The 25538-nt window shown below is 47.5% G+C and carries 26 protein-coding genes; 19 read left to right on the forward strand and 7 right to left on the reverse strand.

Annotated elements, in window-relative coordinates:
• Positions 1–50 precede the first annotated feature (50 nt).
• Complete coding sequence (locus FCU94_RS03195; RefSeq protein WP_176287104.1) at positions 51–1736, reverse strand: AMP-binding protein; 1686 nt, start codon at positions 1734–1736, stop codon at positions 51–53.
• Between the two features lie 126 nt (positions 1737–1862).
• Entirely contained in the window at positions 1863–2600 is a 738-nt protein-coding gene (locus FCU94_RS03200) for a helix-turn-helix domain-containing protein (protein WP_176287105.1), read from the reverse strand.
• A 449-nt stretch (positions 2601–3049) separates the two neighbouring features.
• On the opposite strand from FCU94_RS03200, the gene FCU94_RS03205 reads away from it, so the two are divergent.
• The 15 genes from FCU94_RS03205 to FCU94_RS03275 all read left to right on the forward strand — a co-directional run bounded on the left by FCU94_RS03205 (position 3050) and on the right by FCU94_RS03275 (position 15787).
• Positions 3050–3238: a Flp family type IVb pilin gene (locus FCU94_RS03205; RefSeq protein WP_176287106.1), complete on the forward strand. Its 189-nt coding sequence runs from the start codon at positions 3050–3052 to the stop codon at positions 3236–3238.
• Positions 3239–3359: 121 nt separating this feature from the next.
• Positions 3360–3518 (forward strand): Flp family type IVb pilin, encoded by a 159-nt coding sequence (locus tag FCU94_RS03210; RefSeq protein WP_176287107.1) that lies wholly within the window; start codon positions 3360–3362, stop codon positions 3516–3518.
• Between the two features lie 22 nt (positions 3519–3540).
• On the forward strand, positions 3541–4056 hold the full coding sequence (locus tag FCU94_RS03215; protein ID WP_255199224.1) for a prepilin peptidase: 516 nt from the start codon (positions 3541–3543) through the stop codon (positions 4054–4056).
• 24 nt (positions 4057–4080) lie between these two features.
• Positions 4081–5427: an AAA family ATPase gene (locus FCU94_RS03220; protein WP_176287108.1), complete on the forward strand. Its 1347-nt coding sequence runs from the start codon at positions 4081–4083 to the stop codon at positions 5425–5427.
• Complete coding sequence (gene cpaB, locus FCU94_RS03225) at positions 5424–6170, forward strand: Flp pilus assembly protein CpaB (RefSeq protein ID WP_176287109.1); 747 nt, start codon at positions 5424–5426, stop codon at positions 6168–6170. The genes FCU94_RS03220 and cpaB overlap by 4 nt, the downstream gene beginning before the upstream one ends.
• Before the next feature lie 8 nt (positions 6171–6178).
• The gene (locus FCU94_RS03230; protein WP_176287110.1) at positions 6179–7645 is read left to right on the forward strand and encodes a type II and III secretion system protein family protein; all 1467 of its coding nucleotides are present in this window, start codon (positions 6179–6181) and stop codon (positions 7643–7645) included.
• Between the two features lie 8 nt (positions 7646–7653).
• Positions 7654–7920 carry a hypothetical protein gene (locus FCU94_RS03235; RefSeq protein ID WP_176287111.1) on the forward strand — a complete coding sequence of 89 codons (267 nt, stop codon included), beginning with the start codon at positions 7654–7656 and terminating at the stop codon, positions 7918–7920.
• 16 nt (positions 7921–7936) lie between these two features.
• On the forward strand, positions 7937–9181 hold the full coding sequence (locus tag FCU94_RS03240) for a pilus assembly protein TadG-related protein (protein ID WP_176287112.1): 1245 nt from the start codon (positions 7937–7939) through the stop codon (positions 9179–9181).
• Positions 9181–9636, forward strand: coding sequence for a TadE/TadG family type IV pilus assembly protein (locus FCU94_RS03245; RefSeq protein WP_176287113.1), 456 nt, complete (start codon positions 9181–9183; stop codon positions 9634–9636). Before FCU94_RS03240 ends, FCU94_RS03245 begins: the two co-directional genes overlap by 1 nt.
• Positions 9633–10115 carry a TadE/TadG family type IV pilus assembly protein gene (locus FCU94_RS03250; RefSeq protein WP_176287114.1) on the forward strand — a complete coding sequence of 161 codons (483 nt, stop codon included), beginning with the start codon at positions 9633–9635 and terminating at the stop codon, positions 10113–10115. The genes FCU94_RS03245 and FCU94_RS03250 overlap by 4 nt, the downstream gene beginning before the upstream one ends.
• Positions 10116–10124: 9 nt before the next feature.
• Positions 10125–11348 (forward strand): AAA family ATPase, encoded by a 1224-nt coding sequence (locus tag FCU94_RS03255; RefSeq protein ID WP_176287115.1) that lies wholly within the window; start codon positions 10125–10127, stop codon positions 11346–11348.
• A gap of 27 nt (positions 11349–11375) precedes the next feature.
• Positions 11376–12851 carry a CpaF family protein gene (locus tag FCU94_RS03260; protein WP_176287116.1) on the forward strand — a complete coding sequence of 492 codons (1476 nt, stop codon included), beginning with the start codon at positions 11376–11378 and terminating at the stop codon, positions 12849–12851.
• Positions 12852–12860: 9 nt separating this feature from the next.
• Entirely contained in the window at positions 12861–13829 is a 969-nt protein-coding gene (locus FCU94_RS03265; protein WP_176287117.1) for a type II secretion system F family protein, read from the forward strand.
• A gap of 2 nt (positions 13830–13831) precedes the next feature.
• Positions 13832–14776 carry a type II secretion system F family protein gene (locus tag FCU94_RS03270; RefSeq protein ID WP_176287118.1) on the forward strand — a complete coding sequence of 315 codons (945 nt, stop codon included), beginning with the start codon at positions 13832–13834 and terminating at the stop codon, positions 14774–14776.
• Positions 14777–14785: 9 nt separating this feature from the next.
• Complete coding sequence (locus FCU94_RS03275; RefSeq protein ID WP_176287119.1) at positions 14786–15787, forward strand: tetratricopeptide repeat protein; 1002 nt, start codon at positions 14786–14788, stop codon at positions 15785–15787.
• 52 nt (positions 15788–15839) lie between these two features.
• On the opposite strand, the gene chrA is transcribed toward FCU94_RS03275, so the two are convergent.
• Positions 15840–16985, reverse strand: coding sequence for a chromate efflux transporter (gene chrA, locus FCU94_RS03280; RefSeq protein ID WP_176287120.1), 1146 nt, complete (start codon positions 16983–16985; stop codon positions 15840–15842).
• A 103-nt stretch (positions 16986–17088) separates the two neighbouring features.
• Here chrA and FCU94_RS03285 point away from each other — a divergent pair, with 103 nt between their 5' ends.
• Positions 17089–17997, forward strand: coding sequence for a LysR family transcriptional regulator (locus FCU94_RS03285; protein ID WP_176287121.1), 909 nt, complete (start codon positions 17089–17091; stop codon positions 17995–17997).
• A gap of 130 nt (positions 17998–18127) precedes the next feature.
• Positions 18128–18847, forward strand: coding sequence for a helix-turn-helix domain-containing protein (locus FCU94_RS03290; RefSeq protein ID WP_217906336.1), 720 nt, complete (start codon positions 18128–18130; stop codon positions 18845–18847).
• Here the strand turns inward: FCU94_RS03290 and FCU94_RS03295 are convergent.
• Both FCU94_RS03295 and FCU94_RS03300 read right to left on the reverse strand, forming a co-directional pair.
• Positions 18792–19700, reverse strand: coding sequence for a DMT family transporter (locus FCU94_RS03295; protein WP_176287122.1), 909 nt, complete (start codon positions 19698–19700; stop codon positions 18792–18794). The two genes, FCU94_RS03290 and FCU94_RS03295, sit on opposite strands and share 56 nt — an antisense overlap.
• Positions 19701–19890: 190 nt before the next feature.
• Positions 19891–20808, reverse strand: a complete 918-nt coding sequence (locus tag FCU94_RS03300; protein ID WP_176287123.1) for a LysR family transcriptional regulator — start codon at positions 20806–20808, stop codon at positions 19891–19893.
• A gap of 189 nt (positions 20809–20997) precedes the next feature.
• Here FCU94_RS03300 and FCU94_RS03305 point away from each other — a divergent pair, with 189 nt between their 5' ends.
• Positions 20998–21879 carry an aldo/keto reductase gene (locus tag FCU94_RS03305; RefSeq protein ID WP_176287124.1) on the forward strand — a complete coding sequence of 294 codons (882 nt, stop codon included), beginning with the start codon at positions 20998–21000 and terminating at the stop codon, positions 21877–21879.
• Positions 21880–21931: 52 nt separating this feature from the next.
• On the opposite strand, the gene FCU94_RS03310 is transcribed toward FCU94_RS03305, so the two are convergent.
• Entirely contained in the window at positions 21932–22492 is a 561-nt protein-coding gene (locus FCU94_RS03310) for a gamma-glutamylcyclotransferase family protein (protein ID WP_176287125.1), read from the reverse strand.
• Positions 22493–22734: 242 nt separating this feature from the next.
• Between FCU94_RS03310 and FCU94_RS03315 the strand changes: the two genes are divergently transcribed.
• Positions 22735–23919 carry an NnrS family protein gene (locus FCU94_RS03315; protein ID WP_176287126.1) on the forward strand — a complete coding sequence of 395 codons (1185 nt, stop codon included), beginning with the start codon at positions 22735–22737 and terminating at the stop codon, positions 23917–23919.
• 62 nt (positions 23920–23981) lie between these two features.
• Here the strand turns inward: FCU94_RS03315 and glpD are convergent, their stop codons facing one another.
• The gene (gene glpD / locus FCU94_RS03320; RefSeq protein ID WP_176287127.1) at positions 23982–25535 is read right to left on the reverse strand and encodes a glycerol-3-phosphate dehydrogenase; all 1554 of its coding nucleotides are present in this window, start codon (positions 25533–25535) and stop codon (positions 23982–23984) included.
• Between the last annotated feature and the right edge of the window lie 3 nt (positions 25536–25538).

Here is a 25538-nt window from a genome sequence, read left to right on the forward strand (position 1 = left end):
AAGGAGAGCATGGTTAGGCTCTCCTTTGTCTTGATGAGTGTTCTAGGGCTCTACTCCTCCCAAACGACCAGTTGACCTTTTGGCCAGTTATGGCCTACATCATGATATTTTTGCTCTAAAACATGGCGTTTGATCTTTAATGTCGGAGTAAGAATCCCGTTTTCAATCGTCCACGGGTCTTTGATCATTAGTACCCCTTTGATTTGTTCATGCGACTCAAGCTCGGCATTCATACGCGCGATCACTTTCTTTGTCGTTCTTTCGTAACGAGCTCGATCGAAATGAGGGAAATCATGTGGCACCACTAGTAGGATGGGGGCGGGCAAGCCGAGTCCGATTAAGCACATCATTTCAACGCGGCTATATTCGAACAGTTTTTTCTCAATCGGGACTGGTGCGACGAATTTGCCTTTCGCTGTTTTAAAGGTATCTTTTTTGCGTCCTTGAATGGTTAGATATCCCTCACTGTCGATTGCGCCAATATCCCCCGTGTGTAGCCAGCCTTCGGAGTCAAATGATTCTTGCGTCGCGATATCATTTTTGTAGTAACCCGAAAACATGCCTTTACTGCGTACCATGATCTCGTCATCAGCGGCTATTTTAAGCTCGATACCGGGGCCAGCATTCCCGACGCTGCCGATTTTATCGCCTCTAAAGGGATAGTTTAACGTGCTGTAGGCGAACGACTCTGTCATCCCCCACGCTTCGGTGATGTTTAAACCCACACTGTGATACCACTCAAGTAGCGCTGGTGAAACTGGCGCAGAACCACAGCCTAGTACTCTGGCTTTATCTAACCCTAACCCTTCGGCGAGTTTCTTTTTAATCAGGGAGTTAACCAAAGGAATCTTAAGCAGTAAGTTGAGCTTCTTAGGCGGTAATTTGTCTTGAATTCGTTGTTGGAACAGTGTCCAAAGGCGTGGGACAGAAATAAATAAAGTGGGCCTTTGCATTTTGACATCTTCAATGAAGGTATCGAGTGATTCTGGAAAGGCGGTCTCTACCCCCCCCATGATTGACGAGCCAAAGATATACACTCGCTCGGTGATGTGCGCCAGTGGTAAGTATGAGAATAAGCGGTCTTCTTCTTCAATACCAATATGATTGATGAGCTGTTGTGCCGACCAACAAAATGCCCCATAAGTGAGCATCGCGCCTTTAGGAAGCCCTGAGGTGCCCGAGGTATAAACAATAGACATGAGTTTATCGTCATAGTGTTCAGGCCGAGCTTCACTCGGTTCTGCCGATGCAATCAGATCGGTATATTGATGCTGACAACGCGGCGCAGAATCGTAGGGAAGGGCAATGGTGATCACTTCTGCAATACTGTCGATTACTTGCTGTGTGGCAGTGGCATCATCGAGTTTACCAGCAATCATTGCCTTGCTTTCACTATGAGTTAAACAGTATTCGATAGTGTCGGCTCCCGCGGTAGGGAAAATGGGCACGCTAACAAAATCTCCTAGCATCATAGCGAGATCACAAATAAACCACTCGGCACAGTTTTTTGAGATCAGGGCAACTTTGTCACCGGGCTTAACGCCTAAGTTGTTGAGCGCAGAAACCAACTTCAGTGCCTGGTCCGCGACTTGTGCGTAGGTAAACTCGACGTGTTGACGGTTGATGGTTTGTTTGAGGTAAACCTGGTTTGGGCGTTCCGCTGCCCATTTCAGGATCATCTCGTTAGGTGGGGGGAGAGCACAGGTTGGTTTGCTCAACTCGTTAGGCTGAATCATTCTCTAACTCCGTGTTATTGGCAAATGTTATATTTATTGTTAATAGAATGTTAACTCTAACACGCTCACTAAAAGGGATGAAAGCATTAATCGTCAGTTTGCGCTCATCTTGTGACCATGACATCGTTAGTGTAGTTGACGGTAAGTGGCAGGGCTAATTCCGGTTTTCTTTTTGAAAATACGTGAAAAGTATGAGACATCGTTATACCCACACTGAAAAGCGATAAATGAGATCTTCTCTTTTTTGTCGCTCACCAGTAATTGTTTGGCTAACGCGATGCGCTTTAAGGTTAAATAGTCGCGAAAACGGACGCCAATTGTTTTATGGAAAAACTTGGAAAAATAGGTAACAGAATAATGACAATACTCGGCCACATCTTCTTCGCGTATTGTGCGTGATAGGTTTTTTTCTATGTACCTCAACATCTCGACCAAATCTTTGCTGACGTGTTTATTCGCGTGATTTTGGGTCAGTTTGTGAATGTCTAAGATCTCTTGATGCTGAGTAAACTGATAAATGACTTGCTTATTCAGTTCTTCCACCCAAAGGTGCATATCGTCTGTCTGTACGTTAAAAGTAGCAAACACCACCTCTAGCTCGTCAAATTCGGTGGGAAGTGGAGCGGTATGAAGGACGACTAGGTGTTTATCTAAGTTCTGACACAACTTGATGGCAGTAAGAAATAGCGAGTGGAAGGCTGTTTCGTAGAAAAAAAAACAAAAATGGATGTCAGGCTCACTCAGAACAGAGACATCATAGCCGTAATCGAGCAAATGAAAGTGCTCTTCTAAGTTGCGCACCATATCTTTAGGTACGTAGGTGATAGATTGACCAAGCCAATAGCCTTTATGAAGTACATCCACGCTAGATTCTAAGCCTCGTAAGTTCGAGTTGAGTGATAGGTACAACTTTCAGCTTAGACATAGAAGTCGAAAGGCAGCAAGCTTGCTATTGAGTTTGCTTATAGTTTGGTTGGTTATTATTTGAACTAATGTCTCGTTTTTCTTCTTCTTGGTTTTTGTCAAGTCTTATAAATAAGACATGTAGAAGTTATCTGTTATCGTGCAAAAAGAGTAGCACGTCATTCATTTAGTGCATTGATAAAAAGAAGTTTTTACATCGGCTACCAGTTAGAGTATTTATTTCAAAATAAGATCTTGGTCAATGTTTTTGATTGCTTAGGCCGTAGTTTCACTGTTTATATGCCAAAAAAGTCCTAACAATGGTTAAAAAAGTCCTAACCATTGTCGCTCGATATCTCTAAATTTATCAATAAGCGCACAGCTTAATGAACTTTGGAAGGAGACACATCATGAGCAAGCTAATTAAAAACATCACTACTTTTATGCAAGATGAAGAAGGGTTGACTGTGGTTGAGTACGTAGTTGGCGCCGGCCTGATTGTTATCGCACTTGCTGCTGTATTTGACAACTTAGGTACGCTACTACAAGGCGAGCTAGACACCATCTTTGATGCAGCACCTGCAGCTGACGCTGGATAATAAACTGCCAGATAATAATTGATATTAATGTAAGCATTTTATCAATCCCCCGACTATTATTGAATTAGGCTTGTAAATCTAAACCTTAGTTTTACAAGCCTAACTGCTTTTAGGGGGATATATGAGTGGATTAGTTAGCGTAAAGAATTTTCTCGCCGATGAAAGTGGCTTGACCGTCGTAGAGTATGTGGTCGGGGCTGGTTTGATGGTGATTGTTTTCACGGGAGTATTTGCAGCATTCAGTGATTCATTGACCTCTGAGTTGGGCACTATTTTCTAGTTTGGTGCGAAAGAGGTGAGCTATGATGAACTATCTGATTTGGTTAGGTTTTATAGCCATAGCCATCAATGATGCAAAAGAGCACCGCATTCCTAACTCTTTCCTTCTCGTCGTACTCTCAGTTTGCCTCGTCAATGTGCTTTTCCAGCCTCACCCGCTTGACGGGTTAATCACCGCTTTGTCAGGCGGCTTGGCGTTGTTTTTTTGTGCTCTTTTACTCCACTTTGCGCGGGTTATGGCGCCTGGCGATGTTAAGTTGCTCGGCGTGGTTGGGTTTTGGCTCGGTTGGGGGAGTTTATTGCCTGCATCGGCTTGGATCGGCTTTGCAAGTGTTGTGGTTGGGTTGTTATACGCAGCGCTGAATAGGGTAATTACTGGCGCATCAATCAAAGAATTATTGACTAAATATTCCCTTATGGCTGCTTACGGCAGTCAAACGAACGCTTTGGTGGCAGGTAAAGACGCTTCTGAACACAAGTTGCGTATGCCATTTGCACCGGTGGTGGTGATGGGGCTTGCTCTTTTTCACTACTTCTAAACCAAGAGATGACAAGGAGTCATTATGGTTCAGTCGACCGCTCCAATTAAGCACAGAGTGGAACTAACGCCACAGGCTGATGCCCCCGCTGTGCCAACCTCTTTTGATGCGCTAGGTATTCCAAGAGCCGTGCTTGAGAACCTACTTGTTAAGCAGCTTGCAGCCTACCCTAAGTCAGACATCTTGCAATTGACAAAACTCATGTGCATCAATAGCCATATGATTGAAGAAATGTTGGGAGACTTGAGGTCGAAGTCCTTAGTTGAAGTGTTTCAGGCTCAAAGTGCTGGGTATCAATCTGTCAGTTCAGGGCATGTTCGTTATGGGCTGTCAGAGCAAGGGATGCAAGAGGCCGATGTCGCGTTTGCCAAAGATGCCTATTTAGGGCCAGCGCCAGTGTCATTGACCGATTACGACGCTATGGTCAAAGCTCAGGACGTGCGGGCACAGATGGTAAATCGCCAAGATGTCACCTATGCATTAAATGAGGTTCTGGGCGCCGAACGTATGATTGGTAGTCTGGGGCCTGCGATTAATTCCGGACGCGCACTGCTCCTTTACGGCGATGCGGGTACAGGTAAAACCTTTGTTGCCACGCGTATTCTCAACTCACTCAATACCTCGGTCTATATCCCTTACGCTGTTTATGCCGCGGGGAACATCATCAAGGTGTTCTCCCCCCAGCACCATAAACGTGTAACCAGTGGGGAAATCCAATCTATCACGTTTAAAGAGCAGTTTGACCGCCGTTGGTGCTTATGCGAGCGGCCAAGTATCCAGGTTGGCGGGGAGCTCACCATGGATATGCTGGAGGTGAACCACAGCGAACATAACCGCGTGTGGATGGCGCCGCTGCAAATGATGGCCAACAACGGCATATTCATTATCGATGACTTAGGTCGTCAGACCATGCCAGTTGCGACGTTGCTCAATCGTTGGATAGTGCCAATGGAGTACTTTTACGATTATTTATCGTTACCTAACGGGCAGCAAATCACTATTCCATTTATACTCACATTAGCCTTCTCTACGAACTTGGATCCAGAAAAGATCAGTGACCCCGCGTTTTTACGTCGATTAGGCTACAAAATTCAATTTGGTCCTTTGTTGGAAACGGAGTATCGCCAGCTATGGGACAAGCTCTCTCAAGGGAGAAGTTTGCAACTCGCAGAGGGCTGTTTTTCTACCTTGCTCGCGTTACATCAGCAGCACAGTGTAGGGTTTTATCCTTGTATTCCCAAAGATTTGGTGGGTATTAGCCGCGATATCATCGTTTTCGAGGAAGCAGAGCCAGTCATTACCTCCGAAATCATCAACCGAGCTTGGGAAGTCTACTTTACAGCGGATGGTAAAGGTGGAGGTGCTCGATGAGTCGAAGCCAAATTATCTTATTATTCTTACTCTCTATCGCTTTTGGTCTGGGGGCCGTTTTCTTTGCCAAGCAGTGGATGGATCGGCAAATAACCCCACAAACAGAAGTTGAAGTGGTTGAGCGTGAACCCGTGCTGGTGGCTGCGCAAGAGATCCCCTCTGGAACCATTATCGAACAACAGCATGTCAGCCCTAAACTGCTCGAAGTGGCTTGGCGAGATGAGAGTCAGTTCTCGTCTGAAGAAGCACTGGTTGGGCAAGTCGCGGCTACCACGATTTATCCAGGAGAAATCATTACTCAAAATCGTCTCGCCAACTCCGGCGAGGGCTCAACGTTAGCTGCGCTGATTCCGGAAGATAAACGCGCGGTGACCATTCGAGTCAATGATGTTATTGGCGTGGCGGGCTTTCTTTTGCCCGGGAATCGGGTCGATGTTTTGAACACGATTAGTTATAGCCGTACGTCAGCAAGAACCCTGACCGTTTTGAAAAACATCAAAGTGCTTGCCGTAGACCAAACGGCCAGAACGGCTGAAAACAAACCGATAATTGTTCGAGCGGTGACACTTGAAGTTTCACCTAATGAAGCGGAAAAACTATTGTCGGCGCGCAGTAAAGGGGAAATCCAGCTGACACTACGAAATCCTCATGCGGAAGAAGAAAAAGTCGTCAAAAGATACGTTGCTCCTAGTGTCACCATCTTAAAAGGCACTGAGAAGAGCAGTATTAGAGTCAAGGATTGAGGTGACCTATGCGCAAGATTATTGTTTTTATCATGTTTTTGTTTGTTTTTAGCCTAACATCTCAGGCCGCCACTCAGTCTGGTAAGTTGGTTAAAGTCCCTCATCATAAATCGACTCACGTTACTTTGGCGGGGAAAGCGAAACGCGTTTCTCTCGGCGACCCAGACGTGCTTGATATCGTTATGCTCAAATCTGATGAGGTGTTTTTGATTGGTAAGAAACTGGGCTCGACTAACTTGATGGCTTGGGACAGTCGCGGGCGGCTCATTGAATCGATCAATATTGAAGTCACTCACGATCTCAACAGTTTAAAGGCCAAGCTGTATGAGTTTTTACCGAATGAATCCATTAATGTGCACAGCGCACAAAATCGGTTGATTTTAAGCGGTCAAGTGAGTCATCAGTCGGCGATGAATATCGCACTTCGAGTCGCCGAGACCTATTCGGCTGGTCAAGAAGCGGACAAAGAAAACAAATCGTTAAGTGAGCAAGTGCAGAAAACCGGGGTGATCAACCTAATGACGATTGGCGGTGCTCAGCAGGTGATGCTGGAAGTGACGGTTGCCGAAGTGCAGCGCAGCTTAGTGAGAAAATTTGACGCCAACTTCCACTTCTTTCAACAGAACGGGAACTTTGGTTGGGGTGGCACTTCCGGTGGGGGCGTCATTGATGATCTTGCCAGTGGTGCGATAGGGCCTATTTTCAACGCACCAAGTATTGATAGCACGGGTCTGCTTGGAACCTTTATCGATAGCAATACGTTGTTTACCTTTGCTCTTGATATCGCCAAACAAAATGGTACCGCTAAAGTTCTCGCCGAACCCAATTTAACCTCGCTCAGTGGTTCGAAAGCGGAGTTTTTGGCTGGGGGGGAGTTTCCCATTCCGGTACCTGATGAAAATGGTATCACCATTGAATATAAAGAGTATGGGGTGGGGTTGAAGTTCATTCCCACGGTTCTATCCGATCAGAAAATCAATTTGAACCTTGCCGTGGATGTGAGTGAAATCGCGAATACCTCGTCACTCACCCTTGCGCCCGGAAGTACCAATAGCACCTACGTTATCCCTCCGATTACTCGTCGCAGCGCCTCTTCAACTCTTGAACTCGCCGATGGGCAGACGATTGGGATTGCGGGGTTGATTAGCGAAAATGTACGTGATGTCGTCAATGAAATGCCCGGTTTTAGTGACATTCCAATCCTAGGCCAGTTGTTTAACAGTCAAGAGTATATTTCAGGCGAGACCGAGTTGGTGATTTTAGTTACCCCTCGATTAGCAAGGCCTGTCGATCGCAGAAAAGTGACGCTGCCTACTGATTTCTATGTCGAACCCAATGATTTTGAATACTACTTGCTTGGACGCGGTGCCTATATCGCCTCGCCTAGCGTTACTCAAGCCCCAAGCACCGAAGAGCCGACATATGTCGATCGCAGCAAAGGTGGTACTGAAGGCACATTTGGGCACAGTTTGTAGGGGGAAATATGAAGCACAATTTTATCGTAATCCTAACCGTTGCATCAGCTCTATTGCTGGTGGGCTGTGTCAATAATGCTGAGAGGCTTGGCACTCATGTCGCTCAGTTAAGGGCGGAACAAACATACAATCCGAGCGCAACGCAAGATAACCTTGGCGTGGTGCCATCAGGCAGTGGTGAACGAATGGAAGGCGCCTATCAAATCTATACGGGTAAACAAAACTCAGAGTTGAAAGGCACCGATAGTCAATTCTTAGAGGGGTTCAGTAACTAAACCTCAAGGAGCTACTATGAATCGGATGCAAAGTGGTCGAGTGTTGCGTCGGCAGAAAGGGTTGGTTTTAGTATTGGTAACGGCAGCCATGTTTGCTCTGATAGGGGTCGCGGCGTTATCTATCGACGTCAATCACGCCTTGATGAACAAATCTCGACTGCAAAATAGTGCCGATGCGGCTGCATTGGCCGCTGCTGTTGTGATTGATGGCGATGGCTCGACTGCGGATGCCACCACCGCAGCTAACACTACGGTCACCAATATTGCGAACGCCTCGGGCAATGGTGAACTCTCCTTTCCGGCAGGGGCTATTTTGGTTCAGTTTACCAATGACCCGCAAAGTTTCCCGTCGCCTCCACAAACGCAAAGTGCGGGCTTTAATGCCGACCAAGATACCTTTGTGCGAGTGATCATCAGCAACTACCAGTTAGAGAACTACTTTGCGGATTGGCTTGGCGTCGATAAAGCGTTGAATGTTTCGGCTGCCGCTGGTCCAAGTCCCAGCGCCCCTGCGGTGAACGTTGTTCCCATGGCGGTATGCCAAGATGAAAGCGCCGCGGGGAGTCAAGGCTACGATACCGGTAAATTGTATGCGCTCAAGATTGCCGACCTCAACCAGACCGAAATGGGGGCGGGTAACTATCAGCTACTCGACTTTGGTTCAGGGGCTGATACCGTTCGAACTGCGTTGGCAGGCGGATTTGAAGGTCGCGTTGGCATCGGTGATATCGTAACCACAAAACCAGGCAACACGGTGGGCCCGGTTGGGCAAGGCTTAAACACTCGCTTTGGTAACTACAGTGGTGGGGGGTTATCGGAAACCGATTACCCGACAGATGTCTACGTCAAAGAGCCAGTAAGAAAAGCAACCTTAGATAACGACGGGAATTTGGTTTACGACGACACATCGGGCGCAGGTGGAGAGGCATGGAGCTATGCCGATTATCAAGCCGCGATGCCCTGCACCGGGGATAGTGCCTGCCGCATTAACGACGGCGGACAATATGACCGACGTATTTTGGTCATTCCAATTGTTGACTGTTCTGGTGCATCAGGAGGGACCAGTAGTTTTACCGTAACTGCATTGGGTTGCTTTTTTATGTTGCAACAAGCGCCGACCTCGAACAGCGGCAAAGAAGCGGTATTTGGTGAGTTTCTTCATGATTGCTCTGCCTATGGCGGGACGCCGGGGCAAAACTCTGATTCTGAAGGCCCTTATTTGATCGTGCTTTACGAGGACCCAGACAGGAGGGAGTCGTAATGAGTAAGCCAATCATTAACGGCTCGCGTAGCCGGCAACACGGCTTAGCTGCGGTTGAGATGCTGATTACCGTGCCAATACTGGTCGCAATTTTGCTGGCCATTACCGAGTTCGGCCATGCTTTTATTCAGTACAACACGTTAAATAAAATGGCACAAAATGGCGTTAGGCACGCCACGGCGGATATTTTGGGAACGGGCAGTACCGTGCCTTGTAATAACGCAACAACTGTCTCCGATACCATCAACGTTGTACTTTATGGTCGAACCTCGGCAGTCAATGCCACCCCGATTATGGAGGGCGTGACCGCAGAGGATGTCACCATGAGCTGTGCGGGCAAATACGTGACGATTACCGTTAACCATCAATATATCCCGATTATTGATGCTATCTCTTCGAGTACCTCGTTTGACGTCCCTTTAATCGCCTCGGCAGTAATGAGGACTGAGCCATGAAAAAACAGCAAGGCGTAACCATCATCGAATTTACATTAATCGCGACCGCACTGATGTTAATTATTTTCTCGGTCATTGAAGTGGGGCGTTATGTCTATTCGTTGCAAACCATCAACGACGTTACCCGGGTGGCAGCACGTTTGGCGGCGGTGTGTCGCGTTGAAGATCGCAATGATATCCCTGCGCTCGCGATTCCCGATTATGCGCCAGGAGGGCTGACAGCAAACAACATAGTTGTCGACTATTTAGACGCCGACGGAAATGTTGTGACCGGAACTCTGACAGATGACGATGTCTTTTCTACAATTAGATATGTAAGAGCACGAATCGTTAATTTTAGTTATCAATTCACAGGGTTATTAAGCTTCGTCAACTTGACGGGGGTATTAGCAGTTCCCGACTTTGAAACGATTCGACCACGAGAAAATTTAGGCCACCACCGACGCTCAGATGGAACTGAGAGCAGCTCGGACTGTTAGGAGAACAAAATGGGAGAGGCTGTGCCGATAGCGCCAAGTGGGGATGCCCCGATCAGATTGAAAACCAACCTTACCATTTGGGTATTCTACTCCTCGGATGCGTTTCATCTTCATATTAGCCACGAGTTGTCTAAATGTTTGAGCATTAGCTATGAGATGATCTCTTTTCATGGCTTAGTGGTGGCGAATTTAGCCCATTTTTCTCCCCCTGATCTCATTTTTGTCGAAACTGGGCCCAATTGGGCGCAAAAAATTGTCGAGTTGCAACACTATGAAGCGCCGGACATCCATCAAGACAATCATGAAGCGTCGTTGATTGTTTTTGGCAATGAAAACGACAATGGCGCTTTAAAAATAGCGTTGAGAATTGGCGCAGCCGATTTTGTTTCCAACACGGCGCAAATCGACGATCTCATCCCGCTACTAAAAAATGTGGCAGAAGAGAAAGTGGCGAGCCGAAATTTAGGTGACTTGTTGGTATTTATGAACACGAAGGGAGGCTCCGGAGCCTCGACGATTGCGCTCAATTCTGCGATCAAAATGGCCAGCCAATATCCAGAGCAAGTACTGCTGCTTGATCTCGATCTTCAGTTTGGGGTGGTGAACGATTATCTCAGTATTCAACCGACCTACAGCATGACGGATGCGTTGGCAAACGTGTCTGACCTTGACGAAGTCGCACTCAGTACCTTTGTCACTAAGCATAAATCGGGGCTGCATGTTTTATCCTTTAAGCGCGAAAACAGCCACGAGAACTACGAGAAAGCCAAGCACTTAAACAAGCTGCTTCCTCTGTTAAGGGAGCATTATCCTTATGTGATCGTCGATCTCTCACGGGGACTAGACCGCTTGTTTGCTCCTGTGTTGGCTCCCGCGACTAAGATTTTTTTAATCGCACAGCAAAACCTCGTTGCGATAAAAAATACCACGCAAATGATGAAGTTGTTGTCGTTTGAGTTTGGTCTGAACAAAGAACAGATGGAAGTGGTGATTAACCGCTATGAGAAACGTCAATCGATTCGGCTCAAAGACATTCAAGGGACCTTGGGAGACCTACCAGTTCACACGGTGCCCAATGAGTTTAAGGTAGCCCTAGAGAGCGCCAATTTGGGCAAACCCTTCATTGAGAGTAAGAAAAGCAGTTCCATTGCAAAATCGATTGTCCGGTTTGTTCAGTGTTTAACTCCTGAGCCTGAAACCAAGAAAAGTTGGTTGCAACGACTATTTTCATAATTCTAATAAGAGGTGAAGAGAGCGAGCATGTTTTTCAAACGTAAAAACTTAAATCCTGAACTACAGGAAAAGGTGGCTGCCTCTGAGCGCCAACAGCAAGCCTCTTATGACGAGTCAGAGAGCTCTGAGTCATCAAGTCCATCATCCGAAGTTCAGGCGAGTGCTTTGAAAGAAAGGAAGAAAATTGAGACGGATGCGAAGGACAAAGCGGTCGAAGAGACTCGCAAGCAGTTAACGCATGAGCAAGAAGTCAAACACTATTATCATCAGAGGCTACTTGAAACATTAGACCTTGGACTTTTGGCAAGCCTCGAGCCTGAGCGAGCGAAAGCGGATCTCCATGATGCCATCATCCAATTGATGGCAGATGACCAGACCCATGCGCTCAGCGCTGAAGGTCGTAAGCGTGTTATCCAACAGATCGAAGATGAAGTGTTTGGGTTAGGTCCCCTCGAGCCGTTACTGCATGACGCCACGGTATCCGATATTTTGGTCAATGGACCTAAACACGTATTTGTTGAGCGTCGCGGTAAACTTGAACTAACGCCCTATACGTTTTTAGATGAGCGCCATTTGCGTAATATTATTGACCGCATTGTGAGCCAAGTGGGTCGTCGTATTGATGAAGCGTCGCCGATGGTCGATGCACGTCTTGCTGACGGCTCTCGGGTCAATGCCATTATTCCCCCTCTCGCGCTTGATGGCTCATCGGTGTCCATTCGTCGTTTCGCCGTCGAAAAGCTGAACATGGATAACTTACTTGACTTTAACTCGCTCTCTCCGGAAATGGCAAAGTTTGTCGAAGCGGCGGTGAGGGGCGCGCTGAATGTGTTGATCTCAGGGGGAACCGGCTCGGGTAAAACAACGACTCTGAACATCTTCTCTAACTTTATTCCCTCCGATGACCGTATCGTCACGATAGAAGACTCGGCAGAGCTACAACTCCAACAACCACACGTGGTACGCCTCGAAACAAGGCCTGCCAACTTGGAGGGGAAGGGGGAAATAACCCAGCGAGACTTGGTGAAAAACTCATTACGGATGAGACCAGATCGTATCGTACTTGGTGAGGTGCGCGGCGCAGAAGCGGTCGACATGTTGGCGGCAATGAACACGGGCCACGATGGCTCATTGGCGACGATACATGCCAATACACCGCGTGATGCGTTATCTCGGGTGGAGAACATGTTTGCAATGGCAGGGTGGAACATGTCGGCAAAAAACTTACGTTCCCAGATTGCGTCGGCAATACATCTGGTGGTGCAGATGGAACGCCAAGAAGATGGTAAGCGCAGAATGGTAAGTATTTGTGAAATTAACGGTATGGAAGGTGAAATCATCACCATGTCGGAGTTGTTTCGCTTTCACCGACAAGGGATGGATGAAGAGGGCAATGTGATTGGTTACTACACCGCCACAGGGGTTGTTCCTCAATGTCATGACCAACTGGCCAAAAAAGGCATGCCTCTCCCGTTTGACATTTTTAATGAGACCTACTCATAAGGGGGAGTTATGCAGCAGGATGCGACGTTATTTTTTGTGCTGCTTTTTTTTGCAGTGGTGTTTATTTCCCAGGCGCTGATCCTCCCGGCGGCCGGCAGTAAAGCCAAGCATAAAGAGCTCTCGCAGCGACTCAAAGAATCGCAAACCAACTTAGACGAAGAAGCACGCTCATTGCTTCATGATCACTACATGAAGAGCCTTACTCCCCTCGACCGCCGCTTGGTCAAGTTTGAGCTCTTTTCCTCTCTTAAGAAGCTTATTGAACTATCGGGGTATGATTGGAGCTTAAGTCAAACCTTGACCATCTCTTTTATTTCATCACTGCTGCTGTTTTTTGCTGCCCTTTTGCTTGGCCAGCCGATCTATGTCGGCATTGTGGCAGCGCTAGGGGTGTGGTTTATTCTCTATTTTTGGCTCAATAAAAAGATTTCAGATCGCCTGTCAGCATTTGAGGAGCAACTGCCCGAAGCGCTAGACATTATGCGCCGCATGCTACAAGCAGGTCAGCCTGTTACTCAGGCGTTTAATGAAGTGGGATCCGAGATGCCAGCGCCTATTGGCGTTGAGTTTAAAAACACCTTTAACTTGTTGAACTATGGCTATGATATGCGCCTTGCGATCATGCAGATGGCTGAGCGCACGCCAACGGTGTCGATGTTAGCGTTCTCCAGTGCAGTACTTTTACAGAAAGAGACGGGCGGCAACTTATCAGAAAATTTAGAGAAGGTGTCACGTGTGCTAAGGGCACGTTTTAAGTTGCAGCGCAAAATCAAAACCTTGTCGGCGGAGAGCCGTTTGTCGGCATGGATCTTAGTGTTGTCTCCTTTTATTTTGTTTGTGTTCCTTTCGTTTATCAATCCCGAGTATGTTGAGCCTCTTTACACAGACCCTCGGGGGATGGACTTAGTGAGCGCCGGTATCGTGAGTCTTTTTATTGGCTCGATGTGGATACGCAAAATCATTAATTTTGAGGTGTAATTATGCAAGACCTCATTCAACTTCTTAATGAGTTACAGCTTGACGAACAAACCGCGTTTTTGGGTTTGATCTTAATTGCTTCGGTGTTGATTATCTTTACATCGTTTCTGCTGTTATTGAGCTCCAAGTCGCCGTTGACCCACAAGCTGGAAGAGATTCGCAAAAGCAGTGGGAGTGAAAGGCTGAAGAAGAGTAGCCGCTTAGACCATACGCTAGAGTCACTCGCTCCTGTGATGCAGCCTTCGAACAGCAAAGAGACGGAGTCGATTCGCTCGCAACTGATGCATGCGGGTTATCATGATGCCAATGCAGTGACGATCTTTTATGCGTTTAAAGGGCTCACTGTGTTGATCGGCCTTGCCATCGCCGCGGCTATTTACTTCTTTCTGCCCGATCTATCTCAGCGCAATTTAGTGATGCTGCTGAGTGTGGGGATTGGGCTATTTGTGCCCAATTTTATCTTGAAACTAATGGTTGATAAACGGCAATCCAGAATTCGCGGCGGCGTGCCCGATGCGCTAGATTTGCTGGTGGTGTGTACTGAATCAGGCTTGGGCTTTAGCGCGGCATTGCGACGTGTAGCCGATGAGTTGATGATCTCCCATCCAGACTTTGCTGATGAGCTCGATACTGTATGTGCCAAAATTAAAGCTGGGGTAGAGATGTCGGATGCGTTTAATGATTTGGTGGATAGAACTGGGGTGAAAGAGATTGCGGGGTTGGTCACTATGTTATCCCATGCATCTCGGATCGGCGGTAGCTTGTCGCAAACATTACGTGAGTACACGGAAGATTTTCGTGATAAGCGTAACCAAGAGGTCGAAGAAATCGCGGCAAAAATTCCGACTAAAATGATATTCCCACTGTTGTTATTTATTTGGCCCTGTTTCTTTATCGTAGCGCTCGGCCCATCTATGTTGTCCCTAACTGCGACGTTGGGAAAATAAGGAAAGCTTATGAATGGATTACGTTATTGTCTCTTACTGGTGGTAGTGGTGGCGCTTTCGGCTTGTTCAAGCACTGAGCCAAAACTGGACATCTCACTCTATGATGGAAAGCCCATTGATACGCTCTCATTCGATGAACCACCTAAAACGGAGCAAGAAGCCATTATGCGCGGCGACAGTGCCTTGAGTAGTGGCAATATGGATTTAGCGCTGTATGAGTATATTCGCTCACTCGCTTTTGAAAATGGACAGTTTAGAGATAAAGCCTTGTTCAACATTGGCCGGATTCATCAGTCACGGGATAACTTAGCGTTAGCAGAAAAAGCCTATCTAATCGCTATCGATGAAAACCCTAACAATGTGAGTGTGTTAGAGCAGATGGGGATGTTGTACAGTCGCAATGGCGATCTTGCCCAAGGAAAGAGCTATTTCCTGCGCGCGGTTAATGCCGATCAATTGCGATTGTTGCAATCCACAACGTTAAACAGTGATGATCTTGCGAGCGTTGAGTCGGTCGCTCAGCTCAAGGTCGATCAGTATTCACCACAATATGCCTATATGGGATTAGGCGTAGTCGCCGACCTCGATAAGCAGCATTCGCTGGCACAGGCATTTTATAAACACGCTTTGAGTATTGAACCTAATTCGGTGAAAACCTTAACCAACGTTGGCTACTCATTTTATATGGATGGCGATTACCGTAAGGCACAACGCTTTATCTTACAAGCGTTAGACAAAGATCCTGATAATGAAAAAGCACTGAATAATCTGGCGTTGATCTACTTAGCCAAAGGAGAGGTTAATCGAGCCTTGAGTGTATTTACTCAGCATATGGATAAGCCCGAAGCGTTAAATAACGTGGGCTATTTCCTCACGCTACAAGGCAAACCTGAGCAAGCGATCCCGTATCTTCAGCAGGCGATTAGTGCTAAGCCGACGTATTACAAAGTCGCCAATGAAAATCTCGAAAAAGCGCTTTCTATGGTGAGAGAAGCCGACAATGGGCAATAGTCATGGCTAACAAAAGGAGAGCACAGTGTGCTCTCCTTTTGGTTTGTATGGATTAAAGTAGATAACCACTGATGAGACCGGCAGCCATGAAGAAGGCGACCATAGCAATAATGGGCAGTTTAAGCTGCTTCAACAGATAAAACCCGATAAGTACCAATGCGATATCTAATGGAGCGGTGACGGCGCTAATAAACACGGGTTGGTAAAGTGCCGCCAATAACAAACCGACAACCGCAGCGTTGACACCATTTACCGCCCCAGACACGCGTGGCCTTTGGGCCAATGATTGCCAGTTTTGGAGAACGCCGAGGAGTAGCAAAAAACCGGGAATAAACACCGCTAAGGTGGCCAATAGTGCGCCCCAGATTGGGGTCTTAGGCAACAGTTCGTAGCCAATGTAAGTAGCGAAGGTGAACATTGGGCCAGGAACCGCTTGAGCCGCGGCATAACCGGTTAGGAAGGCATCTTGGCTGAGTTGGTCGCCGACAATATTTTGCAATAGCGGCAGGACCACGTGTCCACCACCAAATACTAAGCTACCCGCTTGATAGAAGTCATTAAACAACTGTAGTTGGGGAGCCAGCTGAGCGGCTACTGGCAGCCCCAATAACAGAGTGACAAACAGCATCAATGGAACCAGCGCGGGCTTAAAAGGTTTAGGACTCTGGTCGTGGGTTTCAGCTAAGCGTTGGCTGCCGATGAGCGCGGCAATCAGCAGTACCGCCATCTGAGTTGCAATCCCCGGGATTAACAGCAGTGCGACTGCAGTTATAAGACACAATGTCACCGATAGCGTCTGCTTACAGAAGTTTTTGTACATGCCCCAAGTTGCGTCTGCGACCACCACGACAGCCAGTAGCTTAAGGCCATGAACAAGATTTTGGAACGCACTGGTTTCGGTCACTTGGCTACTGACGACGGCCAACATCAGCATGATCAACACAGAGGGAAGCGTAAAGCCAAGAAACGCCATGCACGCCCCAACTAATCCCCCTCTTTTGTATCCGAGCGCAAATCCCACTTGGCTCGAGCCCGGCCCTGGTAAAAACTGGCTTAACGCCACTATCTGCGCGTATTCTCTATCGTCGAGCCATTTTAGCTTCTCGACAAACGTGTTGCGGAAGTAGCCAATGTGGGCCGCCGGGCCCCCAAAGCTAATCCATCCTAACCAGAAAAAAGTTCTAAAAATCGCAAACATGTCTCGCGCTTAATTGAATAAAATATGCCGATAATTTACGCAATGAGATAGAATGACTCAAATTAATAGTGTTGATATTAACTATGAATGAAATGGGATTTAGGTGAAGGAATTTAACTGGAAAGGGGTGGATCTGAACTTGCTGGTGGCATTCCAAGCATTGTTTCAAACCAACAGTGTCAGTCTTGCCGCGCAGCGCTGCTTTGTTAGCCAGAGCGCGATGAGTCATACTCTGCAGAGAATGCGAGTTCTGTTTGATGATCCGTTGTTTGATCGTGTCGGTACGTCAATGGAGCCGACTCAACGTGCGCAAGATATTGCGCCAGTGATTGATCAACTTTTGGCGAGCATCAAGTATGAGTTGCTGATAAAGAAACACTTTTCGGCCGTTGAGTACGCAGGGGTGTGGAAAATTGGTTTAACCGATTATGCCGAGCAGCTCTTTGCGCCTATGCTGTATGATTCAATTAAACAAGCATCGCCAAACTCACAGGTGAGCTTTTTCAATGTCAATCGCAGCAATTACGTTGAGATAGTCGAGCAAGAAGAACTCGATGTGGTGATCGGCAGTATTGATAATGTGAATCGACGTTTCCTGAGCCAGCACCTCTACACTGAGCAGCATCTATGTTTGTTTGACCCGAACACCATTCATCATGGCGAAGCAATGACACTGGACGAGTTTGTCAGCTATGAGCACGCGTTAGTGAGCCCTGATGGGCGACTGCAAACACAAGTTGATCAGCGTTTGCATAAGCTTGGTTATGAACGTCGGGTTGGGGTGGCCTCACGTAACTTTTTAACCATACGTCGCTTACTGATAGGTCGGCCGCTGTTATGCATTGTACCGAAGCGATTTGCCGAAATGGAACGCGATACTCACGCCTTTATGGCCATATCACCGCCGATAGCGATTCCTGACTTTGATATTAGCTTGCTGTTTCTCAAGGCTCATCAACATGAAGAAAAAAGCCTCTGGATAAGACAGCAAGTGATGGCGGTGGTGAGCTGAAGCGTGGTCCACAAGCGACTGACCGCTGAGGATTGAACCATGGATAACGGTGTCATCACCCATATTGAGTTTACCGAGTGACACTAAGTATCGAATATGTCTCTAATACATTGACAGCAAGGAGGGTTACTTGAGTCGAAAAATTACCGTTCGGTCATACAGCCGCAGTTCGAGCGGACATAGTCATCGCCACCACCAGGTGCTGTTACCGTTGCGAGGCTTTATCGACCTGAGCTTAGATGGTGTCGCTTCCACAGTTTCATATGGCGATTGTGTCGTGATTGTCGCGGGTTGTTACCATGAATTTCGCGCTCGAGAGGATTTTCGTTTCTTGGTCATTGATGTGGAAGAGCTGCCCAACAAGTTGCTGAGTTTGTCTTCCCCAATTTTGGCTCTGGATGCCGCGACACACCAGTATGTCGCCTTTATCGAACAGCAGTTGCAGCAGGCAATTAGCGACGAGTTAGAGAGCCACATGCTGACCCTGTTGTTTCGCTTACTGAGTGACCAATGCACCAGTTGTAAAATGGATGCTAGGATCAAACATGTTGTCCAGTTTCTCAATCAAGATGTTCAGCAGACTCCAAGTATCGCGCAACTTGCTCAGTTGGCTTGTTTGAGTCAATCACAGTTTAAGCTACTGTTTACCAAGCAATTAGGGGTAAGTCCACTTAAGTACCTGGTTGATCTCAAGATGAAAAAAGCACAGGCTTTGTTGATCAACAGCGATATGCCAATCAGTCGTATCGCTGAGGAGGTCGGGTTTAGTAACCCTTCCTCCTTTAGCCGCAGTTTTAATGCTCACCTTGGTCAAGCGCCAAAAGCTTATCGCGCGCGGGAGAAGTCTTAGGTTGGCGTCGATATAACACAATACACATCGCGACAATGAAAGTGCCACACAAGGTTAATGCGCTGATTGATGTGCCAAATATCCAATGATCAAACAGATAGGTAAAAATCGGAATGGCGTAGAACAGTACACTTACTTGATCTGCGCTGTTTCTCTTGATCATGGTCATCAATAAAAGCAGTGCGCCCACAGAAACCACACCACTCATCCATAACAAAGAAAACACCAGTTCTGGTTGCCACATTACCTGCCATCCAGTCGCAAAGCTTAACAGAGTAAATACCAAACAGGACAGCAGGCATTGGTAGAACATGGCGGGCAAAGGAGCAATTTCAACCTTAGCTTGCTTGATGGTGCCAAACGTCAGTGACAGTAAAGCCAGAACTGCCCAAGCAAGCCCTTTCCAGCCGACATTGGTTAAATCTTGTGCACCAAAAATAGCCACCGATAAGCCGACGAAGCCACCGAGAAGTAGCATCAGTTTAGAACGACTGAGTTTGTGTTGAGTACACAGCGGTGTCAGTAACGGTTGCAAGCCAAGGACTAAAGTGACTAACCCTGGCGCTAAGCCCGCGTCAATAGCCAGAATGTAGCTCGCGAGGTAACTCACTTGGAGTAGCAGCCCGACTTGCAATACTAGACGAAGTTGAGTGCGATTGGGTTTCTTCCATACCTGACCCGTTAGCGTTTTGGCTACCAATACAATCAGGGTGATACAGAGCAAGGAGAGGAGTGCTCTTAGAGCCAAAAAGCTCCACTGGGACGAAAACTGCAAACCCAACTTTACGACCACCGCGCCACTACTCCACATCACCAGAAATAGCACTGGTGCAAGGAAATCTAACTTAAACATTTTTATAACCCTTGTTATCTAAAGCGTTAGGAGAGAAGTGGCGGCCGCTCACTAGGGGTAACACTATAGCGTGAGCGCGAGGATAAAAATGATCCCAAAAGACGGTTTTTAATTCATATAGGTCGAAGATGAAATCGAGTTATAGAAAATAACAAGGGGTTAAACGAGCCCTGTAATGCGGAAGGGATGCTCAAACGGAGTCGGGCGTTTGGCGATTGTCGAGTCGTAAAAACCATTGTTGCATGAAGTCGACGAACGCGGTGAGTTTAGTACTGCGGCGTAATTGTGGTGGGTAGATAAGATAGATATGACTTTGAGCCAATTGATAGTCAGCAAGCAGCCTAACCAAACGGCCACTTTGCAGTGAGGGTTCGACTAAATAACAGGGCATTTTGATGATCCCTTGACCGTTTTCGGCTGCCCTGAGTAGTAACAAGTTATCACTAATGTACAAGTTGCTGCTGGTGGGAACGGTTTGCGCTTGAGCCTGTTTTTCAAACTGCCAGTCGCGTAAGTGAGGGTCACATAAACAGTTGTGCTCTATCAGATCTTTGGGATGTTGAGGTACCCCGTATTGGGCCAGATAGTCGGGTGAAGCGCAGCAGATATGCTGATAAGGCATCAGTTTTTTGGCCACCATATTCTCGGGTGGGGTATTGGTGGCCCGAATCGCGAGATCAAAATGGCTCTTGGTGAGATCTTCGCGTTGGTAACCAATATCGAGGTCGAATTCAATCTGTGGGTGCTGGCGTTGAAAGGCAGCACAGATATCGATAAGAAACCGGTGGCTGAAAATGGTCGGAGCGGTAATGCTGAGTACGCCTGTGACATCACTCTTGGTATGTTCGAGCTCTTTTTCTAGCTCAACAATCGAGGCGTTGATGGTGTGCATTTTACTCAGGATCTTCTCACCTGCAGCGGTTAAGCGCACACTGCGAGTGGAACGGATTAACAGGCTGGTTTCCAATTCTTGCTCTAACTGACTAATCTGTGATGAGAGGTAGCTGCGAGAAATCCCTAAGCTTTCTGCCGCTTTTGAGAAGCTTAACTGTTTAGCGACTTCTCCAAACAGGGCGTAGCGCTCGAAGCGCTTGTGTTTTTTCTGCATTGAATCTGCTCTCATACCGACCGATAGTGTGAGTATATCGTTCAATATAGAAAATTAAATGGCGTTTATTGTTCTCTATAACGAATTATCTTTTCGTTTTCGCTGGGTTAATCCCCCTGCTTTGAGTGAGTATACTGAAGTCAGTTTATGGGGTGGCGCATGGCGCTGCACAAACCAAAAAGGTTCATTATGCAAAAATCACATCCGGTATTTTCCCCTCTGATCCAAGGTTATTGGCGTATGGCTGAGTGGGGAATGACCACTCAGCAACAGCACACCTTCCTCAAACAACACCTAGAAATGGGAATCACCACCGTTGATCACGCGCCCGTGTATGGCCCGGACTCTGCGTGTGAGCGTATGTTCGGTGAAGTGCTTGCCTTAGACAGCAGCCTACGTGACCAGATTGAGATCGTTTCAAAATGTGGTATCTACCGAGGTGAACATCCTCAAGTCAACCACTACAACAGCGGTAAAGAGGCGATTGTAAAATCTGTCGATGAGTCATTATCTCGTCTGCAAACCGATCATTTAGATGTGTTGCTTTTGCATCGTCCAGATTTATTGATGGATGCCGATGAAGCGGCCGATGCGTTCACGCAACTGAAAGCTGCGGGCAAGGTGAAGCACTTTGGTGTATCCAACTTTACGCCTAGTCAGTTTGAGTTGCTGCAATCTCGATGGGCCGAGCCACTTGTTACTAACCAAGTTGAGATTAACCCGGTCAACTTGCAAGTCACAGAAGATGGAACACTCGACCAATTACAACGTCTGCGTATCGCGCCAATGGCGTGGTCATGTTTAGCTGGCGGACGTATCTTTAGCGATAACAGCGAACAAATGCTGCGCCTTCGCCAAACGCTTGAGCAGGTGAAGGAAGAGATCGGTGCAAGTTCTATCGATCAAGTTATCTTTGCTTGGGTACTGCGTTTGCCAGCGAAACCCGTGCCTATTGTCGGCAGTGGCAATATTGAGAGAGTTCGAACTGCAGTTGGCGCACTGGAGCTGAGTTTATCGCAAGAGCAGTGGTATCGTATTTGGGTGGCGTCGAAAGGACATGGTGTCGCGTAGAGCGTTAACAAAAAAGGCATGCTGAGCATGCCTTTTTGCTATGAGTGACGGATTACGACCTAGCAACAGAGACCAAGGCATCGATGGCGGCATGGTGCTGGGGTGAAACTCCGGCTAGGTTGCCATATTTGGGCTGGTGACGGTCATTTTCTAACGGGAAATGCCAGCCAACCGTGTGCTCAACAAACTGTTTAGCGAACTGCTCTGAGATCTCCAAACACCCCGCGAGTACAGTGTCGACATAGGTTTGCATGATGGGGCTGAGTGAACAAGGAGGCTCGGGGTTGTCTTTAATATAGACCCATACTGTGTCTTGCCGAGTAAGCGCAAGAGGCGTATCAAGTTGTTGCGCGTTAATGACGACTCGGTGATAACCGCGCTCACGACGATCAAATTCTGCTAGCCCTTGTTCATCGACTTCCAGCACTACTCCATTAACTTGTCCCTGACCTTTATCGACCACCAAAGGGGAAAGGATATAGCTGTCATCCACTTTACCCCAGTAACGCGTAAACCCATGGGCGGTGGAAGGAACGGCGGTAGACGTTTGTCCGGTTAGTTGACGTGATGCCGAGTTCATCAGGCTACCGTAACCAAAAATATACTGAGCCATTCTCTCTCCTTGTTCGCGGTATTAATGGTAACGATAAGCTAACAGTTTTGTGGTGAAATGGAAGGGGTAAAAAGAGCACTAAAATGTCTTTTTGACACGTTTTAATTGAGTCTTTATGACTCGCGTTTGTGTGGTTTTTATTTTTAGTTATTTAAAATCAATCAGTTGGAGGTTGGAATGTTTCTTGCGAAACAGGGAGCGGTAATTTTCTTGTCAAGTATTACACTGTTTAGGAGTTTTTCGTGCTCAATATCACTGACACCCGTATCGAACAAGCGATTCCACCACTGCTGCGTTTGGGATTTCGGCCTTTCTTTTTGCTCGGTGCCTTATATGCCCCGTTAGCGGTCATTGCATGGATATGGATGCTGCAGCACGGTCAACCTAGCGCGCTGCAAGTCCCCGCTTTATGGTGGCATGTTCACGAAATGTTGTTTGGCTTTGCGATGGCGATAGTGGTGGGTTTCGTGTTAACGGCAGTGCAGAACTGGACGGGTATCAATGGGACTAAGCGCTATCGATTGGCCTGTTTGGTTGGGTTATGGCTGGCGCCGCGTCTCCTCCTATGGACGCCAGTTCCTTTATGGATCACCGCATCGTTAGAGGCCTTGTTTATCGCCTTTGCCGCGTTTGAAGTGGCGAGTCGAGTGATTAAAGCGAAAGGCTGGCGTAATCTTTTTTTTGTTCCACTTTTTCTGCTGGCGATGGCGGCGAACTTTGCCAGCTATGCAACGATCAAAGGTCTGCCACCATTCCCATCCTCCGCCGTTTGGCAAGCGATGTTATGGTGGTTTACTTTACTGCTCTCTGTGATGGGCGCGAGAGTGATTCCGTTTTTTACCGCCAGACGGTTTGATTTTGCGAAACCGCAGCCTTTAATTTGGCTCGATTGGTGTGCCAATGTCCCGTTGGTTGGCTTGTTTGTGTTGTGCTTTTTTCCAGTGACTTTTGCTCAAGTTGGCTCTGGATTGATGCTAGTTGCGGGGGCAGCGCAATTGATACGCTTGCTGCGCTGGAAACCGTGGCGCACCTTGAGTGAACCTTTGGTGTGGTCACTGCATCTGACCTATTTATGCATTCCGCTGAGCTTATTGCTGCGAGGGGCGCTTGGTCAAACGTTCGCCAGCCATAACATGTTGCATTTGTTTGCGATTGGCGGGTTGGGAGGAGTGATACTCGCGATGATTGCACGCGTGACCATGGGGCACACCGGACGCGCTATTTATCAAGGGCCAAACATGAGTGCGGCGTTTATCGCTCTCTTTGCTGCTGCCGTGGTGCGCAGTATCGCTGTCGCTTGGCTACCGCAGTACTTTGTCCAGTGGGTAGCGCTCAGCGGGCTACTTTGGGTACTCGCTTTTACTCTCTATTTGTTCCATTTTGCGCCCATGTTACTCAAACCGCGTATTGATGGACACCCGGGATAGCGCGTCGAAAAAAGGCTTGGTGGTCACCAAGCCTTTGCTGACATTCGCTGCTTGGCGATGCGCTAACTCACTTGAGACAGTTTCACCGGGTCATGCTCTTGCTTGCTCGCTAAGTAGTCCGCTAGGGATTGTTGTTCTTCGCTTGAAAGATATAGACCTAGTTTGGTTCGACGCCAAATGAGATCGTCTAGAGTACGTACCATTTCATGCTCAACCAGATAATCGACTTCTCGTTGATAGACGCCGTGTGCTGAGCGTGAGAACTCTTTCCCCATCTCTTGCTGGTTGCTCACGTTGGCGAGTAACTGCCAAGTGTAAGTACCAAATTGGGTGACGTATCTCAGTATTAATGCTTGAGGAAGCCATGGGTAATTTGCGTGGATCATTTCTGCTAGTTGTTCGCGTGTACAACTGAAGTTGCCCCCAGGCAGTGCGTGATCCGCTGTCCACGTATTGCCCATATGAGAAAGATATGGCTTTAGCTTGGCCAGTGCTGCTTCACCAAGCTTACGGTAGGTCGTTAACTTGCCGCCAAAAATGGATAACAATGGCGCTTGGTCGAGTTCTGCTTCCAGTTCAAGCGTGTAGTCGCGTGTGATGGCTTGAGGCGAATCGGACTCATCATCGCACAATGGGCGAACACCACTGTAGCTCCACACCACATCCTCATTGCTGAGTTGTTTAACAAAGTGCTGATTTACGATGTCGAGTAAATAGTCGATTTCGTTTTGATCAATAGCGACTTTACGTGGATCGCCCTGATATTCGACATCGGTGGTCCCTATGATCGAGAAGCGATCCAAGTATGGAATCATAAATACGATGCGATGGTCTTGATTTTGTAGAATGTAGGCTTGTGGCTCATCATGAATGCGCGGCACGACAATATGTGAGCCTTTGATCAAGCGAATATTGCGTGGTGAAGCCTGCTCGAGACCGTCGTCAAAGAACTGTTTCACCCAAGGGCCAGCAGCGTTTACCAGAGCTTTGGCTTTGCGAGTAAATTGCTCGCCTGTAATGGCATCTTTTATCGAAACGTGCCAAATATCGCCGACGCGACGGGCATTCTCTACGCGGCAATAGTTACGAATCTCTGCGCCGTTTTCTTGCGCTGCGAGTACGTTGAGTAACACCAAGCGTGCGTCATCAACCCAGCAATCTGAGTATTCGAATCCTTTTTTCATTTCTGGTTTCAGCAAGCCTGATTGGCTCAGATCAATTCCTTCACTGGCAGGCAGTGTGGTTCGCTTTCCTAAGTGATCGTACAGGAACAAGCCACAGCGAATCATCCATGCTGGGCGCAAGAAAGGTCGGTGTGGCAAGCGAAAACGCATTGGCTGGGCGACGTGAGGTGCTTTCTTTAAAAGCACCTCTCGCTCTGCCAGTGCTTCTGAGACCAAACGAAACTCATAGTGTTCTAGGTAACGTAATCCACCGTGGATCAACTTCGAGCTTGCGGATGACGTTGCAGAAGCAAAGTCTTGCGCTTCAAAGAGTCCGACGGAAAGACCTCTTCCCGCTGCATCCGCTGCGATTCCCGCGCCATTAATACCACCACCAATGATGATCAAATCGAAAGTTTTGTCTGTATTTACTGCGTTTGAACTGATACCCATAAA

It is taken from the genome of Vibrio sp. JPW-9-11-11 (genome assembly GCF_013369335.1).
In the GTDB taxonomy this organism is placed as follows: Bacteria; Pseudomonadota; Gammaproteobacteria; order Enterobacterales; family Vibrionaceae; genus Vibrio.

Bases quoted from the DNA above. Each gene is read 5' to 3' on its own strand.
- FCU94_RS03195 (WP_176287104.1), bottom strand. From the start codon at position 1,736: ATGATTCAGCCTAACGAGTTGAGCAAACCAACCTGTGCTCTCCCCCCA.
- FCU94_RS03205 (WP_176287106.1), top strand. From the start codon at position 3,050: ATGAGCAAGCTAATTAAAAACATCACTACTTTTATGCAAGATGAAGAA.
- FCU94_RS03210 (WP_176287107.1), top strand. From the start codon at position 3,360: ATGAGTGGATTAGTTAGCGTAAAGAATTTTCTCGCCGATGAAAGTGGC.
- FCU94_RS03215 (WP_255199224.1), top strand. From the start codon at position 3,541: ATGATGAACTATCTGATTTGGTTAGGTTTTATAGCCATAGCCATCAAT.
- FCU94_RS03220 (WP_176287108.1), top strand. From the start codon at position 4,081: ATGGTTCAGTCGACCGCTCCAATTAAGCACAGAGTGGAACTAACGCCA.
- cpaB (WP_176287109.1), top strand. From the start codon at position 5,424: ATGAGTCGAAGCCAAATTATCTTATTATTCTTACTCTCTATCGCTTTT.
- FCU94_RS03230 (WP_176287110.1), top strand. From the start codon at position 6,179: ATGCGCAAGATTATTGTTTTTATCATGTTTTTGTTTGTTTTTAGCCTA.
- FCU94_RS03235 (WP_176287111.1), top strand. From the start codon at position 7,654: ATGAAGCACAATTTTATCGTAATCCTAACCGTTGCATCAGCTCTATTG.
- FCU94_RS03240 (WP_176287112.1), top strand. From the start codon at position 7,937: ATGAATCGGATGCAAAGTGGTCGAGTGTTGCGTCGGCAGAAAGGGTTG.
- FCU94_RS03245 (WP_176287113.1), top strand. From the start codon at position 9,181: ATGAGTAAGCCAATCATTAACGGCTCGCGTAGCCGGCAACACGGCTTA.
- FCU94_RS03250 (WP_176287114.1), top strand. From the start codon at position 9,633: ATGAAAAAACAGCAAGGCGTAACCATCATCGAATTTACATTAATCGCG.
- FCU94_RS03255 (WP_176287115.1), top strand. From the start codon at position 10,125: ATGGGAGAGGCTGTGCCGATAGCGCCAAGTGGGGATGCCCCGATCAGA.
- FCU94_RS03260 (WP_176287116.1), top strand. From the start codon at position 11,376: ATGTTTTTCAAACGTAAAAACTTAAATCCTGAACTACAGGAAAAGGTG.
- FCU94_RS03265 (WP_176287117.1), top strand. From the start codon at position 12,861: ATGCAGCAGGATGCGACGTTATTTTTTGTGCTGCTTTTTTTTGCAGTG.
- FCU94_RS03270 (WP_176287118.1), top strand. From the start codon at position 13,832: ATGCAAGACCTCATTCAACTTCTTAATGAGTTACAGCTTGACGAACAA.
- FCU94_RS03275 (WP_176287119.1), top strand. From the start codon at position 14,786: ATGAATGGATTACGTTATTGTCTCTTACTGGTGGTAGTGGTGGCGCTT.
- chrA (WP_176287120.1), bottom strand. From the start codon at position 16,985: ATGTTTGCGATTTTTAGAACTTTTTTCTGGTTAGGATGGATTAGCTTT.
- FCU94_RS03295 (WP_176287122.1), bottom strand. From the start codon at position 19,700: ATGTTTAAGTTAGATTTCCTTGCACCAGTGCTATTTCTGGTGATGTGG.
- FCU94_RS03300 (WP_176287123.1), bottom strand. From the start codon at position 20,808: ATGCAGAAAAAACACAAGCGCTTCGAGCGCTACGCCCTGTTTGGAGAA.
- FCU94_RS03305 (WP_176287124.1), top strand. From the start codon at position 20,998: ATGCAAAAATCACATCCGGTATTTTCCCCTCTGATCCAAGGTTATTGG.
- FCU94_RS03310 (WP_176287125.1), bottom strand. From the start codon at position 22,492: ATGGCTCAGTATATTTTTGGTTACGGTAGCCTGATGAACTCGGCATCA.
- glpD (WP_176287127.1), bottom strand. From the start codon at position 25,535: ATGGGTATCAGTTCAAACGCAGTAAATACAGACAAAACTTTCGATTTG.